Below are 14,607 nucleotides of genomic sequence, written 5' to 3' on the forward strand. Positions count from 1 at the left end.
GGTTCCGGGTGACACTTGGGAATGACAAAGTAACTATAAAATATAATCCGTACTTAAAAAGTTGCTCACTTTAGCATCCAATAACTGCTCAATGGTCTCATTGTTCAATTCGTTGTCCTTAAAGGCTACAAAGGTCCGGATACTGAATGAACGCAACGCGTCATGGACACTTAGGGTGGACTGTGCCGAATCCTTTCTACCCGTAAATGGATACACATCCGGACCGCGTTGACAGGAACTGTTCAAGTTTACCCGACATACCAAATTTGCCAAAGTATCAATTAATGGTGACAGGGAATAGACGTCCTTTCCAAACAGACTTACTTGCTGTCCGTAATTGCTTTCTGCCATATCATCCAAAGGTTGGCTAATATCGCTAAAGGAAACTACCGGAACGATAGGACCAAATTGCTCTTCCTGATACACCTGCATATCCTTGGTAACCGGATAGAGAATGGCGGGCCAGATGTAATTGTCCGTTCGCCCTCCCCCTTTTTTGTTTATAATGCTGGCTCCCTTTGCCAGGGCATCATCCAATAATTCCTGGATGTACTCCGGTTTTCCGGGTTCTGGCAGTGGGGTAAGCATGGCTCCTTCATCCCAAGGATTTCCATAGGTCAGGGCATCCATGGCATCCGCATATTTTTTCAGGAACTTTTCCTTGATGTCCTCATGCACATACACCACTTTTAGCGCGGTGCAACGTTGGCCATTAAAGGACGTTGTTCCCGCTATGACCTCTTTAACGGTCAAATCCAAGTCCGCATCGGGCAGGACAATTGCAGGATTTTTGGCTTCCAGTCCCAAAACCAAACGAAGTCTGTTACTTTTGGGATGTTGGTCCTGTAATGCATTTGCGGACTTGCTATTACCTATCAAAGCGAGCACATCTACTTTGCCAGTCTTCATAATGGGTGCCGCAACCGTTCTGCCCCGTCCAAAGAGAATATTCACGACCCCTTTCGGAAAAGAGGAATGGAAAGCTTCCAAAAGTGGGGTAATCAATAAGACGCCGTGCTTGGCCGGCTTAAAAATAGCCGTATTCCCCATAATAATGGCGGGGATCAGCAATGCGAATGTTTCATTTAAAGGATAATTGTAGGGGCCCAGACAAAGTACCACCCCCAAGGGGCCGCGACGGATATGGGCATAAACCCCGTCATGCTTTTCGAACTTCGCACAACTCCTGTCCAATTTTTTGTATTCCTCAATGGTATCGTAAATATATTCAACGGTACGGTCAAACTCTTTGTAGGAGTCGGGTTTGTTCTTCCCTATTTCCCACATCAGGAGTTTTACCACCTCATCCCTTTTGGTTTCCATCTTCTGTACGAAGGTCTCCATACATTTAATACGATCTTTGACCTTCATGGTCGGCCAGACCCCCTGTCCACGGTTCCATGCAGCCACTGCGGAATCCAAAGCTTCCATGGCCTCTTTTTCACCCAAGGTGGGGATACTGCCCAAAACCGTGTGCTTGTAAGCCTTGGTGGATGATATGGTGGAAATCACCTCACTGGTTTCCCCACGCCAGGGTTTTAATTCCCCATCGATCAAATAATGGCGTTGGTGGATTTGCTCTTTGATTTGAAATTCTTCAGGTATGATAGGCAAAGCATTCATCAGTACTATCGATTTTACCGGTTAAAAATGATTTGTTTAATTATTTTTCCAAAACATTGAACAAAAATACAAAAACTAATACTGGCTCTTTCAACGAAAAGGAAATTTAAATCGGATATTGAAACCAATGTGGTATATCGTTTAGGTAATCCCTAAAAAAAATATTTGTTTTCATTCCTTCTATTAACGGATGCAGGTCTTCGGGACTTTTTAGCTCTATTCCTACCACAGCTTCGGAACACCATATGCTTGGTGGCAAGGGTGTTTGCTTGGCAACTTCACTTATTGTCCCCGTGGCCTTATTGATATCCGATATTTGAGGGAAATATGTGGTCAAAGCGCTTTTCATAAAACTTTTCCGGCGATATCCCAATTTTGGGATTCACACTTAAACTACAGGTTTCATTGCCGTCATGGAAGCACGTAAACGCGCCCCGACAATTTCCACATCATGTTCGCGAATAGCTTTGTTTACTTCTATCAACCTTCTATTATCCACTCCGTTGTCCCTCTCTTTCCCAAAATGTGTTCCGATAACGTCGGTATCCACGGTTTTCATAAAATCGGTCAACAGAGGTTTACAGGCGTGGTCAAAGAGATAGCAGCCGTATTCTGCGGTGTCGGAAATCACACGGTTCATTTCAAATAATTTCTTCCTTGCAATGGTGTTGGCAATAAGCGGTGTTTCATGTAAGGATTCATAGTACGCAGATTCTCCTATGATACCGGATTCGATCATGGTTTCATAGGCGAGTTCCACTCCTGCTTTTACAAAAGCCACCATCAAAACGCCATGGTCATAGTATTCTTGCTCGGAAATAGTGTCGCCTCCTGCTGGTGTCTTCTCAAAGGAAGTTTCGCCTGTGGCGGCGCGCCATGTCAACAGGTTTTTATCATCATTGGCCCAATCCTCCATCATTGTTTTGGAAAAATGACCACTCATAATATCGTCCATATGTTTTTGGAATAAGGGACGCATGATCAGCTTCATTTCTTCGGCAAGGTCAAAGGCTTTTATTTTCGCTGGATTGGAAAGTCGGTCCATCATATTGGTGATTCCCCCTTGTTTCAATCCTTCGGTAATGGTCTCCCATCCGTACTGGATCAATTTTGAGGCATACCCAGAATCAATGCCTTTTTCTATCATTTTGTTGAAACTTAGAATGGAACCTGTTTGCAACAGCCCGCACAATATGGTCTGCTCCCCCATGAGGTCCGATTTCACCTCTGCAACAAAGGAAGACTCCAATACACCGGCTTTGTGACCACCGGTAGCGGCAGCGTAAGCCTTGGCCTGCGCCAATCCCTTTCCTTCCGGATCATTTTCCGGATGTACTGCAATTAATGTGGGTACTCCAAATCCACGTTTGTATTCTTCCCGGACCTCGGAACCCGGACTTTTGGGGGCAACCATGATTACGGTGATGTCCTCACGGATTTGCATCCCCTCCTCCACAATATTAAAACCATGTGAGTAGGACAATGTTGCTCCTTTCTTCATCAGGGGCATCACGGCACCGACCACATTGGTATGCTGCTTGTCCGGAGTTAAATTGATGACCAAATCAGCCGTAGGTATCAATTCTTCATACGTTCCCACAGTAAAGTTGTTTTCGGTGGCATTGCTATAGGATTGACGTTTTTCATCAATTGCCGCTTTTCGTAGGGCATAGGAAATGTCCAAACCGGAATCACGCATGTTCAAACCTTGGTTCAATCCCTGGGCTCCACAGCCAACGATAACTATTTTTTTTCCCTTCAAGGCGGTTACACCATCGGCAAACTCGTGCGATTCCATAAATCGACATTTTCCCAATTGTTCCAACTGGTCACGTAACGATAGTGTATTGAAGTAGTTTGTCATTTTCAAATAAGTTTGTGTGTATTAGTTATTAAGATGAAATTCTTCTAAAATTTCCGTTATGGGCATTTTGGCCTTGCTCACCGCAATACGTCCCGAACGAACAAATTGCATAATACCAAAAGGTTCCAATCTGTCGTGCATCTCATCGATCTCATGTCGTCTTCCCGTTTTGGCCAACACAAAAAATTCACGGTGTACCGTTACAATTTTGGAGTTGCTTTCCTTTATGGCATTCTGGATTTGAGGTTCATCAAAAAGTAAGGCCGACTTGATCTTAAACAATGCGGATTCCTGATAAATGGTTTCTTCATCAGTATGGTAAAAAGCTTTGATGACCTCCACCTGCTTCTCTATTTGCTGAACAATTTTCCGGGTCCAATCTTCAGTGGTATTGACCACAATTGTAAATTTAGAAACATGTTCAATTTCTGATTTTGAAACATTTAGGCTTTCAATATTAATGTGACGCTTTAAGAATATACCGGATATTCTATTTAACAGTCCCACACTATTCTCGGAATATACCGAAATGGTAAACCACTGTTTTTCCATAAGTCCTATCCCCATTCCCCTCCCTAGGGAGAAGCAGTTTTGGGTCTCCTTAATTTATTGTTTTTACTGCGATTACTATTCCTGTGGACCAATCCATTTTGGTCAGCTCCATGTCGTTTCGGCCTTCCAAATAACGTATCAATTCCAACACTTTTTTCCCATGTCCATCCGGCCAATTGGGTTGTTGCTTCATATCATCAACTATATAAAACCCACCAGGTTTCAGTTGCTCAAGCATCAACTCCAAATGGCTGTATTTGCCCGGCCATGCATCTGCGAAGACCAGATCAAACTTTTCGCCCTTATATTCCTCCAACCAAGAACCGCCTTCAGCACAGCTAATAGTGACCCTTTTGTCCCCTCCAAAATATGATTTTGCAATTTCCACCAACTCCGCATCGTTATCCAGTGTTGTCAAAGTAGATGTGGCATCCATTCCGTCCACCATCCAGGACAGGGACAACCCAATTCCCGTACCCAACTCCAAAAAATTTCCATTTGGCTTTGAGGCTACTAGCGTCTTTAACAATGAGCCGATATAAACATCAGAAGGCATTGTAAAGCCTATTTCAGAAGACTTTTCCAAGAGTTTTCCGTAAACTTCCGGGATATTTATCATCTCAGCTTGGTTCATCAAATCTATTTTAAACGTATATCGGAAACGGATGCTCCTGACGGAATCATTGGGAACACATTGTCTTCCTTTTCCACGACCACTTCCAAAAAGTAAGGACCTTCAAAGGCCATCATCTCTTGGATTGTAGCTTTAAGATTTTCCCTTTTCGATACCCGGGAAGATTTGATGTGATAGCCTTCCGCTATCTTCACAAAATCCGGATTCGTCATTATCGTTGAGGCATAACGGCGTTCAAAGAACAACTCCTGCCATTGTCTTACCATCCCCAAATGATCATTGTTCAACACCACTATTTTAATTCCAAGATTGTGTTGAAAAATAACCCCCAGTTCCTGTATGGTCATTTGATAGCCCCCATCGCCGATTATGGCTACTACCTGGCGTTCCGGTGCGCCCTGCTTGGCCCCTATGGCCGCGGGGAGCGCAAATCCCATGGTTCCCAATCCGCCTGAGGTAATATTGCTCTTGGTTTCCTTGAATTTGGCATACCGGCAGGCAATCATTTGATGCTGGCCAACATCGGTTACCATCACGGCCTTGTGTTCCGATGCCAAGTTAATCTCCTCGATTACCTCCCCCATCGTAAGACCCGGTTTGGTTGGGTGGATATCGTTTTTGATCACCGTCTCAAACTCTTCTTCATATTTCTTATCAAATTCAGCTTTCCACTCCTTGTGTTCATTTTCCCTGATCATAGGGAGCAGTAACGCCAACGTCTCCTTGCAATTGCCCAAGATTGGAATATCCGGTTTTACATTTTTACCTACTTCGGCAGGGTCTATTTCAAAATGGATGACCTTGGCCTGTTTGGCATAAGTATCCAATTTTCCGGTCACCCTATCATCAAACCGCATTCCTATGGCAAGCAGCACATCACATTCGTTGGTGAGCACATTGGGCCCATAATTTCCGTGCATACCTACCATGCCTACATTTAGGGGATGGTCGGTAGGTATCGCAGATTCACCCATTATGGTCCAAGCGGCGGGAATGCCGGCTTTTTCGACCAATGCCTTGAGTTCTTCCTCCGCTTTGCCCAAAATAATACCTTGTCCCCAAACGATATACGGTTTTTTAGCATTGTTGATGGCTTCGGCAGCTTCGGCTATGCTATCCAGATTGGGTTGTGGTACCGGTTTGTAACTGCGTACTCCGGTACATTTCTCATATGAAAAATCCAGTTCATCAAATTGGGCGTTTTTGGTGATATCAATCAAAACCGGGCCTGGACGGCCGGATTTGGCAATATAGAATGCCTTCGCCATTACTTCCGGTATCTCGGAGGCTTTGGTAATCTGATGGTTCCATTTGGTCACGGGGGTGGAAATCCCCACAATATCCGTTTCCTGGAAAGCATCCGAACCCAATAAATGCCTTGGTACCTGACCTGTGATACAAACTATGGGTGTTGAATCAATTTGTGCATCTGCAAGACCCGTAACCAAATTTGTAGCCCCGGGTCCTGAGGTTGCCATGGCAACCCCTACCCTTCCACTTACACGGGCATATCCTTGTGCTGCATGGGTAGCACCCTGTTCATGACGGGTAAGGATATGGGTCAATTTATCCTGGAACTTGTAAAGCTCGTCATAAACAGGCATGATGGCCCCACCAGGGTAACCGTATATCAAATCCACGCCTTCTTCCAAAAGACAATGAATTATGGCTTCTGCACCCGTGATCTTCACCGATTTTTTGGTTGACGTCTTTTTTTGTTTTGCTTTTAATGTTTCCATAGGCCCATTTTAAAATTCATCCGTAACACAGCCCAAGGAGGCTGATGCCACTATTTTGGCATATTTATAAAGACTCCCTTTTCGTACTTTAAGTGGTGGTTGTTTCCAATTGCTTCGTCTTTTTTCCAGTTCCGCATCACTTAAATCGACCGAAATGGTATTTTTCTCGGCATCAATGGTAATAGTATCCCCGTCTTCAATCAAAGCGATGTTACCTCCATCTTGCGCCTCGGGGGATATATGCCCAACCACAAAGCCGTGGGTACCACCGGAAAAACGGCCGTCCGTAATCAACGCCACATCCTTACCCAGTCCAGCCCCCATAATAGCGGCGGTGGGTTTAAGCATTTCGGGCATTCCAGGACCGCCTTTGGGACCTTCATACCGAATAACGACCACATCCCCTTTTTTCACCAGACCGTTCTTAATACCGTCGTTGGCTTCAAACTCACCGGCAAAGACTTTGGCAGGCCCGGAAAAATAAAGGCCTTCCTTACCCGTAATTTTGGCTACCGCACCGTCTGCCGCAATATTTCCATAAAGAATTCGGATATGTCCGGTTTCCTTGATGGGATCGTCCAAATCATGTACTATTTTTTGTCCATCCAATAAACTGGGAACCTCGGCCAGATTTTCGGCCACTGTTTTGCCGGTTATGGTGAGGCAGTCCCCATGTAGCATTCCCTTTTCCAACATGAATTTCATCACAGCGGGAATTCCACCGACCCGGTGGACATCTTCCATCAAAAACTTACCGCTGGGCTTTAAATCGGCCAGAAATGGTGTAGTATCACTTATCCGTTGAAAATCACTTAGGTCAAATTGGATTTCCGCTGCTTTTGCAATGGCCAAAAAGTGTAAAACCGCATTGGTGGAGCCCCCGAGTACGGTAATCAATCGAACCGCATTTTCCAATGATTTTTTCGAAATGATATCGGAGGGTTTGATATCCTTTTCCAAAAGATGGCGCAGCGCTTTTCCAGAAGCGATACAGTCTTCTTTTTTTTCCGTTCCCGTTGCCGGATTTGAAGAATTGTAGGGCATGGCCATTCCCAATGCTTCAATGGCGGAGGCCATGGTATTGGCCGTATACATTCCACCACAGGCTCCCGCCCCGGGACATGCATTTTGTATCACCGCCTTGTATTCCTCTTCGTTCATGGTTCCCGCCACTTTTTCGCCCCAGGCTTCAAAAGCAGAGACCACATCGAGCTTTTTATTGTTCAAACACCCGGAGGCAATGGTTCCTCCGTAGACCAGAACGGATGGTCGGTTCAATCGAATCATGGCCATTAGTGCCCCAGGCATATTTTTATCGCAACCCACTACCGTTACCAGGCCATCGTAGTTCATGGCCTGTACCACGGTTTCCATGGAATCGGCAATAATATCCCTTGAAGGCAGGGAATACCGCATTCCATAGGTTCCCATGGAAATCCCATCGCTAACACCAATGGTGTTAAAAATCAAGCCTACCAAATCCGTGGATTGAATCCCTTCCTTGACATATTCGGACAGCTCATTCAAGTGCATATTACAAGGATTGCCCTCGTAACCCGTGCTTCCTATCCCTATCAAGGGCTTCTTCAAATCGGTTTCGGTTAAGCCAATGGCATGCAACATCGCCTGAGCGGCAGGTTGGGTGGGGTCTTGGGTTACGTTTTTGCTGTATTTGTTAAGTTCCATTAAAGATTTTCAGTATTCTCGTTAAAACAGTATATATTCTTCAACATCCAAAAATATACTATAGAATTACCCTATTCTTTTGGCAGATGGCAACGATTTAAATCCATTTTATTTTGAATCTGTTCAAAATTCTGTTATTCAGCTACTTAAACACCTTTTTCATACCATATCCAAAAATTAAAAAGTCAATAAAAAAAGCCTGTATCGTCTTGGATACAGGCTTCTCTTGATTACGACATTAGGCAAGTCAACTCCTCCCAGAATTGAATTTTATAATGCGGTTAATCAAGCGATGTCTTTATACTCCTAAAGATAGTCAATTTAATCCCCATAGCAAACTGCTTTACCATTATCTTTGAAAATGATGGAAAAAACCGTTACCGAGGCCATAGGCCACAGACGTTCTGTTCGGGTCTTTAAAGCGGAGAAGGAACTGGATAGTAAAAAAGTTGAACAATGCGTTAAAAATGCCATTTTAGCCCCAACCAGCAGTAATCTCCAGCTCTGGGAATTTTATCATATCACCGACAAAACCACCATGAAGAAAATGACCAAAGCGTGTTTGGGCCAGAATGCTGCCAAAACGGCCAAGCACCTTATGGTTGTGGTGGTAAGAAAGGACCTGTGGAATAAACGCGCACAGGCGAACATTGACTTTTTAAAAAAAACCTATGGCCATAAACCGGCTTCGGAATACACAAAGCGGGAAAAGTTTGCCCTTGCGTACTACCAAAAACTGATTCCCACCGTCTATTTTGATTTTCTCGGTTTTTTGGGTTGGATCAAATATGCCGCTTTTCAGCTTATTGGGCTCTTTAAGCCCATTTACAGGCAAGTCCGTACGTCTGACATGCGTATTGTTGCCCATAAAATGCTGGATTGGCCGCTCAAAACTTCATGATCAGTATGGCCGCCATTGGTTATGATACCTGTCCCATGGAAGGAAGTGATACCTTACGGATAAAAAAGATATTGGGCTTACCCTGGGGAGCAGAGATAAACATGGTCATTGGCTGTGGGGTAAGAGCGGAAAATGGGGTTTATGGCCCAAGGTTTAGGGTGCCTTTTGAAGCGGTTTACCACAAAATCTAACCGTAAATAAATTGAATGGTGTCCCCTGCTTTTTTTTGGGCCAATATGGATATACTTTCTTTTGTCAACTGCAATATTCTTGGATAGCCCCCCGTGGTCTGACCATCCTTCATTAAAACGATGAGTTTTCCCGCAGGTGTCAGTTGCACCGTCCCCGGCAGTGTTGCCGAAGTAAGCATTGTGATGGAATGTTCTTCGATTTTCTCTTCCAACTGATAGGCCATCCTATTGTTTTCCTTGGAAACCGAAAACTTAAGGTCAAACAATTGTTCTTGTTGTTTTTGGGTTAAAATTCCAAATTCCGGTCCCGGATTTACCCTGAGTTCCTGGTTTTCCAAATAGTCCCCTACCTTTAAGTTGGTCAATTTGGGATCAAACGATCGAATAGGATAGTATTCTATTTCATCACCTTCCTTTATGCATTGTTTGTTGGTCAACGGGATGTATTGAGAGGTACTTCCCAATACATTCTTAAAAACAAATCCCTCTTTTATGCCCAAATAGCCTCGAAACCCTTTTTCCAGTCGGCCATAGGATAAAATATCCCCTTGGGCAACAGGATACACCCGATAATTTTCAATGGGTTCATTGTTTAAGGTAGCCGAAAGCTCTGCACCCCCCAAACAGATGTAGGTCCGTCGCTCAAATAAGAGTGTGGGGCCCGTCATGGTAATTTCCAAAACGGTGGCATCGGAAGGATTTTCCAAAAGTGTATTGATCCGATGTCTTGCCATATCGTCCATGGTCCCGGAAACCGGAACGCCCTTATGCTTCCATGCAAATCTTCCTTTGTCCTGAACAGTGGTATAAAAACCGGATTTTAGAACCTTAAGCATCCAAGACTATTTTTTCAGGTTGATAAATTCCAACTTCGGCCTCTATTATTTTTAAATCGAAGGTCGCACGTTCAATGGGAACAAACTGAATCTGATCCCCAACATTGATAAAACAGGGATCTTTACGATTTAAATTGAACATGGGTACTGGACATCTTCCAATAATGTTCCATCCTCCCGGCGAGTCCTGGGGATATATTCCCGTCTGTTTTCCCGCCAGTCCCACCGAGCCTTTAGTAACGTGAAGCCTTGGGCTTGCCCTTCTTTTCGTCTCCAAATTCTCTGGTAATCCCCCTAAATACATAAACCCTGGAAGAAAGCCAATACTATACACCGTATACCTATGTGAAGTATGGCGTTGTATTAACTCTTCCACCGAAATAAGCAATTTCTGCGCGGTGGTTTCCAAATCAAGTCCAAAATCCAGATTATAGCAGACAGGAAGTTTCCACAGGTTTCGTTTTAGGGTGAATTCAGCACGGGGAGCGGCGTACCATTCTAGAAGTTTGTCCTTAAAACCGGTAAATTCGAAATCGGATTTTTGACAGATTAAAGTCAACGAATTATAGGACGGAACCATAACCCATTTTGCTTCCAAGACGGTTTTTAAGAATTCTTGAAAACCAATGATATCGTTAAGGATGGCCTCATCAACTTTTTGCGGCCATTCCATTAAAATTGCGGTATCACCGAAAGGTTTTACGGTAATGGGGAACAAACTCACTTTCTAATTTGAATGTTATGATTTGGCAATTCACTATGAAGATACGTTAATATTTCCAATGCACGGGGCGTATCTCCATGTATACAAAAAGTATCTGCTTTTATTTCAATTTCCAACCCTTGTATGGACCGTATTTTCTTTTCATGAACCATTTTCAATAGGTGTTGGAGCACTTCTTCCGGGGCTTGGATCAAAGCATTCCCTTCGCTTCTGGAAACCAAGCTGCGGTCGGCATTGTAATTCCGGTCCGCAAAGGCTTCCAATTTTATCGAAATTCCCCTTTTTTCGGCTTCCTCCTCAATTTTGGAGCAAAATGGCACGTAAATGGGAATATGGTCAAACGCCTTGACTGCATCCAAAAAAACCATGGCCAAATGGGTGTTCCTCGCTATTTCGTTATAAAGCGCACCATGTGGTTTAATATGATGCAACTCCCCTCCCTCTTCCTTTAAAACCTTTAAAAATAGGGCCAATTGTCCTTGAATACTTGCGATAAAATCGTTTGTGGAAATGTCCATGACCTTTCTTCCAAAATTCTTTTTGTCGGGATAACCGGGATGGGCCCCCAGCTTTACATTAAACTGTCGGGCAATACGAATCGTAGCCCCCATAGTACGTTCATCCCCTGCATGTCCACCACAGGCAATATTACATGAACTTAGGAACGGCATTAACTGGGCTTCATTGCCAATACCCTCCCCCACATCGCTATTTAAATCAATCCATTTCATTTCAGAACAATCCTAAAACCTTAACTATACTTTTTAATCCCAAAACCAAGCATATCCCTATTATGACAATACCATAAAAATTTTGTGGTACGCTATTTTTGTACGAACCCATCACCTGCCCCTTATTGACTATCCAGACCAATAAAATAGCTATGATGGGAAGAAGTACCCCATTCGCAACCTGTGCAAACGTAATGACTTCAATGGGCTTAAAGTTAAAGAGCAAGGTGGCCACCCCTACCAGCAAAATCGTTATCCAGACCATCCGAAACCTCGCATCCTTTAAACCGGCGTTCCAATCAAAGCAACTATTGGCCACATAGGCTGCTGCCAATGGTGCAGTAATGGATGAGGTAATTCCAGCGGCAAAAAGGCCAATTCCCATAAAATAACGTGCCATATTCCCAAAAAGCGGTTCAAGTCCTTTGGCCAAATCCGTTGCCATTGTAACTTCTTGCAGGGGAATCGCTGCAGCGGCTACGATAATGGACATTGAAACCAATCCCCCCAATCCAATGGAAATTACGGTATCTGACCGTGCCATTTTTACATCGGACTGTTTTTTCCATTTTTCATTGACCAATGAAGCATGTAGAAAGAGGTTATAAGGTACAATTGTGGTCCCTATTAGGGCTATAATGGTCAGTAATCCGTCCTCGGGAATTGAGGGAACAAAAAGGCCTTTGGCCAATCCCAATAGATTGGGTTTTGTGAGGACTGCCGTTATCAAAAAGGACAAGCTCATCAATGCGATAAGGAATATAAAGACTTTTTCAAGCATTTTATAGTTTCCCAGCCATAATAATAGAAAGGCTATCCCACCAATGATCAGTGCAAAATAGGAATTGTTTCCTTTGTCAAAAATAGCTTCAAGACCAAGAACGGCACCTCCTATATTTCCGGCTTCATAAGCCGCATTACCTATTAAAATAGCCGACAAAATGATGCCAATGACAGCAACGCGAATCCATTTTATTTGCAATTGGTCACGAATGGCATCGGCCAACCCCATTCTTGTAACAACGCCCAATCTAGCTGCCATTTCCTGTAGGACCATTGTTGCCAAAACGGAAAACAACATGGCCCATAACAGGGCATATCCAAAAGATACTCCGGCCAAAGTACAGGCCGTAATGGTGCCCGGTCCTATAAACGCGGCGGCAATTAAAACCCCTGGTCCTATTCTTTTCAAAAAATGATTTTTTTCACCACAAAAAATAACACTTTCCCAACAATGCATTTACCATTCGTCTAAAAAAATGCATTTCATCTAATATTTACGTGCTACTCATCGAGTGGACATACGAATCCAAAAATGTTAAAGTTATTATAGTCCCAAATCTTATTATTGACCAAACTTAACTACTTACATGACGTGCAAGGAGTGTAACAAAAGTATAACCCCCGAGGTTGGCCAACATGCTAAAGATTCATTTGGTGTAGAACTCTGTGAAAGACATACCAAGTTAGTGAAGCGTATTGTAGAGGAGAACCAAACACCAATTGAAGCCATTCAACTGTATTATGCCCTCAAGGAGGTTGGAGCAAATCCCATGCTGGAATGGTGGGATGGCCAGAAATCCATTGATATTGCAATTTCCAGGGTAAAACTCAATATTGAAATTGAAACGGACTACCATTTAATTACACATGAACAAGCGATAAACGACCTGGAAGAGGCCATGCACTCCTTCAAAAATGGTTTTACTACCGTGCGTATCCCACATGTGGTGGTTAAATACTACTTGGAAGAGACCGTTAAAAATATACTGGGCATCATACAGGGACTAAAGTCCAACTTAAAGGTGATCTAGACATTTCTACCCATTTTTCAGAATAGCATTGCAAAGATTTTGATAACTTACGGGTAATTGGACCCAAGATAGGTCCATCGAAACTTTGTATTTATGGCATCCCATGGTATGGAAAAATACGTTCCGTCTTTAAATCGGCATGCCAAAACAGTGCGCTAATTATGGATACTATTGATCGTAGAAAATGGTTAAAAACCGCGGGCTTGAGCAGTGGTTTTACACTCTTGGGCGGATTTGGCACATGGGCCGCTACATCCAATGCATACATGGATTCCGAAGGGGAAAATCCCATCGCCAAGCTCAATTCCAATGAAAACCCGTATGGACCTTCAAAACGGGTGCGTTCCACAATCACCAACGCCTTTGACAAGGCCTGTAGATATCCCTCACTGGTATTTAGACCCCTTTTGGAGCAAATTGCCAAAAAGGAAGGGGTTGGAACGGACCACATTGTGGTTACGGGCGGATCTACCGAAGGGTTGAAGGCCACTGGGCTTACTTATGGTATTGGTGGTGGCGAAATCATAGCGGCGGACCCCACTTTCCAGGCCATGCTGCGTTATGCAGAAGGTTTCGGTGCCTATGTCCATAGGGTTCCCGTGGACGAACAAATGGGGCATGATTTGGAAGCCATGTCCCAACGGATCAATAACCGAACGCGATTGGTATTTATCTGTAATCCCAATAACCCAACAGGAACCTTGCTCGACAAGGATATCCTTAGGGATTTCTGTAGCTCGGTAAGTAAAAAAACCGTAGTGTTCAGTGATGAAGCTTATTATGATTTTATTACTGAATCGGATTACCCTTCCATGGTGGAATTGGTAAAAGAAGGGATGAATGTCATTGTTTCCAAAACATTTTCCAAGGTTTATGGATTGGCCGGGATGCGAATTGGTTATTTGGTGGCAAGGCCCGATATAGCCAAACGCCTGCAAAAAAACATTATGGCCATGACCAACGTTCTTGCCATTGAAGCTGCCAAGGAAGCTTTAAAAGACGATGATTTTTACAAATTCAGCTTGTTGAAGAATTTGGAAGCCAAAAACAGGATTTATCAAACCCTGGATGATTTGAATTTAACGTACGTGAAATCGCATACGAATTTTGTTTTCTTCAAAACCGGGAGGCCCATTACCCAAATGATTGCTGAAATGAAAAAAGAAAACGTGATGATAGGAAGGCCTTTTCCCCCATTTTACGAATGGGCAAGAATCAGTTCCGGCACCGCATCGGATATGTCACGTTTTGACCTAGCACTGAAAAAAGTCCTGGGCTAATATTTGGATATGCAGAAAAATATAGTGTTTTG

14 protein-coding genes are annotated in these 14,607 nt (G+C 43.6%); 4 read left to right on the plus strand and 10 right to left on the minus strand.

What is annotated here, in order from left to right:
• Positions 1 to 33 precede the first annotated feature (33 nt).
• From L0P88_RS22840 to ilvD, 6 genes are all read right to left on the minus strand, one after another.
• A complete protein-coding gene (locus L0P88_RS22840; RefSeq protein ID WP_247132363.1) occupies positions 34 to 1,623 on the minus strand; it encodes an NADP-dependent glyceraldehyde-3-phosphate dehydrogenase in 1,590 nt (529 codons plus the stop codon).
• A gap of 388 nt (positions 1,624 to 2,011) precedes the next feature.
• Positions 2,012 to 3,487 carry a ketol-acid reductoisomerase gene (ilvC, locus tag L0P88_RS22845; protein ID WP_247132367.1) on the minus strand — a complete coding sequence of 492 codons (1,476 nt, stop codon included), beginning with the start codon at positions 3,485 to 3,487 and terminating at the stop codon, positions 2,012 to 2,014.
• A 21-nt stretch (positions 3,488 to 3,508) separates the two neighbouring features.
• Positions 3,509 to 4,039, minus strand: a complete 531-nt coding sequence (gene ilvN / locus L0P88_RS22850; RefSeq protein WP_158778954.1) for an acetolactate synthase small subunit — start codon at positions 4,037 to 4,039, stop codon at positions 3,509 to 3,511.
• Between the two features lie 49 nt (positions 4,040 to 4,088).
• On the minus strand, positions 4,089 to 4,673 hold the full coding sequence (locus L0P88_RS22855; RefSeq protein ID WP_247132368.1) for an O-methyltransferase: 585 nt from the start codon (positions 4,671 to 4,673) through the stop codon (positions 4,089 to 4,091).
• A gap of 5 nt (positions 4,674 to 4,678) precedes the next feature.
• Positions 4,679 to 6,412 (minus strand): biosynthetic-type acetolactate synthase large subunit, encoded by a 1,734-nt coding sequence (gene ilvB, locus L0P88_RS22860; RefSeq protein ID WP_247132370.1) that lies wholly within the window; start codon positions 6,410 to 6,412, stop codon positions 4,679 to 4,681.
• Between the two features lie 9 nt (positions 6,413 to 6,421).
• Positions 6,422 to 8,098, minus strand: coding sequence for a dihydroxy-acid dehydratase (ilvD, locus tag L0P88_RS22865; protein ID WP_247132373.1), 1,677 nt, complete (start codon positions 8,096 to 8,098; stop codon positions 6,422 to 6,424).
• Positions 8,099 to 8,459: 361 nt separating this feature from the next.
• Here ilvD and L0P88_RS22870 point away from each other — a divergent pair, with 361 nt between their 5' ends.
• A complete protein-coding gene (locus L0P88_RS22870) occupies positions 8,460 to 8,999 on the plus strand; it encodes a nitroreductase family protein (protein ID WP_313791583.1) in 540 nt (179 codons plus the stop codon).
• On the plus strand, positions 8,996 to 9,190 hold the full coding sequence (locus L0P88_RS24100) for a nitroreductase family protein (RefSeq protein WP_313791584.1): 195 nt from the start codon (positions 8,996 to 8,998) through the stop codon (positions 9,188 to 9,190). The genes L0P88_RS22870 and L0P88_RS24100 overlap by 4 nt, the downstream gene beginning before the upstream one ends.
• On the opposite strand, the gene L0P88_RS22875 is transcribed toward L0P88_RS24100, so the two are convergent.
• Genes L0P88_RS22875 through L0P88_RS22890 form a run of 4 tightly spaced genes read right to left on the minus strand, consistent with a single transcriptional unit; the run spans position 9,187 to position 12,721 of the window.
• The gene (locus L0P88_RS22875) at positions 9,187 to 10,026 is read right to left on the minus strand and encodes a biotin-dependent carboxyltransferase family protein (RefSeq protein WP_247132374.1); all 840 of its coding nucleotides are present in this window, start codon (positions 10,024 to 10,026) and stop codon (positions 9,187 to 9,189) included. The two genes, L0P88_RS24100 and L0P88_RS22875, sit on opposite strands and share 4 nt — an antisense overlap.
• The gene (pxpB, locus tag L0P88_RS22880) at positions 10,019 to 10,750 is read right to left on the minus strand and encodes a 5-oxoprolinase subunit PxpB (RefSeq protein ID WP_247132376.1); all 732 of its coding nucleotides are present in this window, start codon (positions 10,748 to 10,750) and stop codon (positions 10,019 to 10,021) included. Before pxpB ends, L0P88_RS22875 begins: the two co-directional genes overlap by 8 nt.
• Positions 10,747 to 11,481: a 5-oxoprolinase subunit PxpA gene (gene pxpA, locus L0P88_RS22885; RefSeq protein ID WP_247132377.1), complete on the minus strand. Its 735-nt coding sequence runs from the start codon at positions 11,479 to 11,481 to the stop codon at positions 10,747 to 10,749. The genes pxpB and pxpA overlap by 4 nt, the downstream gene beginning before the upstream one ends.
• Position 11,482: 1 nt before the next feature.
• Positions 11,483 to 12,721 (minus strand): Nramp family divalent metal transporter, encoded by a 1,239-nt coding sequence (locus L0P88_RS22890; RefSeq protein ID WP_247132378.1) that lies wholly within the window; start codon positions 12,719 to 12,721, stop codon positions 11,483 to 11,485.
• A 229-nt stretch (positions 12,722 to 12,950) separates the two neighbouring features.
• On the opposite strand from L0P88_RS22890, the gene L0P88_RS22895 reads away from it, so the two are divergent.
• Complete coding sequence (locus L0P88_RS22895) at positions 12,951 to 13,295, plus strand: hypothetical protein (RefSeq protein ID WP_313791585.1); 345 nt, start codon at positions 12,951 to 12,953, stop codon at positions 13,293 to 13,295.
• Between the two features lie 161 nt (positions 13,296 to 13,456).
• On the plus strand, positions 13,457 to 14,575 hold the full coding sequence (locus L0P88_RS22900; RefSeq protein ID WP_247132380.1) for a pyridoxal phosphate-dependent aminotransferase: 1,119 nt from the start codon (positions 13,457 to 13,459) through the stop codon (positions 14,573 to 14,575).
• Positions 14,576 to 14,607: the final 32 nt, after the last annotated feature.

The sequence above is a fragment of the Muricauda sp. SCSIO 64092 genome (assembly GCF_023016285.1).
Classification (GTDB): domain Bacteria; phylum Bacteroidota; class Bacteroidia; order Flavobacteriales; family Flavobacteriaceae; genus Croceivirga.

Coding starts and splice junctions, on each gene's coding strand:
- L0P88_RS22840 (WP_247132363.1), bottom strand. CDS start 1,623: ATGAATGCTTTGCCTATCATACCTGAAGAATTTCAAATCAAAGAGCAA.
- ilvC (WP_247132367.1), bottom strand. CDS start 3,487: ATGACAAACTACTTCAATACACTATCGTTACGTGACCAGTTGGAACAA.
- ilvN (WP_158778954.1), bottom strand. CDS start 4,039: ATGGAAAAACAGTGGTTTACCATTTCGGTATATTCCGAGAATAGTGTG.
- L0P88_RS22855 (WP_247132368.1), bottom strand. CDS start 4,673: ATGAACCAAGCTGAGATGATAAATATCCCGGAAGTTTACGGAAAACTC.
- ilvB (WP_247132370.1), bottom strand. CDS start 6,412: ATGGAAACATTAAAAGCAAAACAAAAAAAGACGTCAACCAAAAAATCG.
- ilvD (WP_247132373.1), bottom strand. CDS start 8,098: ATGGAACTTAACAAATACAGCAAAAACGTAACCCAAGACCCCACCCAA.
- L0P88_RS22870 (WP_313791583.1), top strand. CDS start 8,460: ATGATGGAAAAAACCGTTACCGAGGCCATAGGCCACAGACGTTCTGTT.
- L0P88_RS24100 (WP_313791584.1), top strand. CDS start 8,996: ATGATCAGTATGGCCGCCATTGGTTATGATACCTGTCCCATGGAAGGA.
- L0P88_RS22875 (WP_247132374.1), bottom strand. CDS start 10,026: ATGCTTAAGGTTCTAAAATCCGGTTTTTATACCACTGTTCAGGACAAA.
- pxpA (WP_247132377.1), bottom strand. CDS start 11,481: ATGAAATGGATTGATTTAAATAGCGATGTGGGGGAGGGTATTGGCAAT.
- L0P88_RS22890 (WP_247132378.1), bottom strand. CDS start 12,721: ATGCATTGTTGGGAAAGTGTTATTTTTTGTGGTGAAAAAAATCATTTT.
- L0P88_RS22900 (WP_247132380.1), top strand. CDS start 13,457: ATGGATACTATTGATCGTAGAAAATGGTTAAAAACCGCGGGCTTGAGC.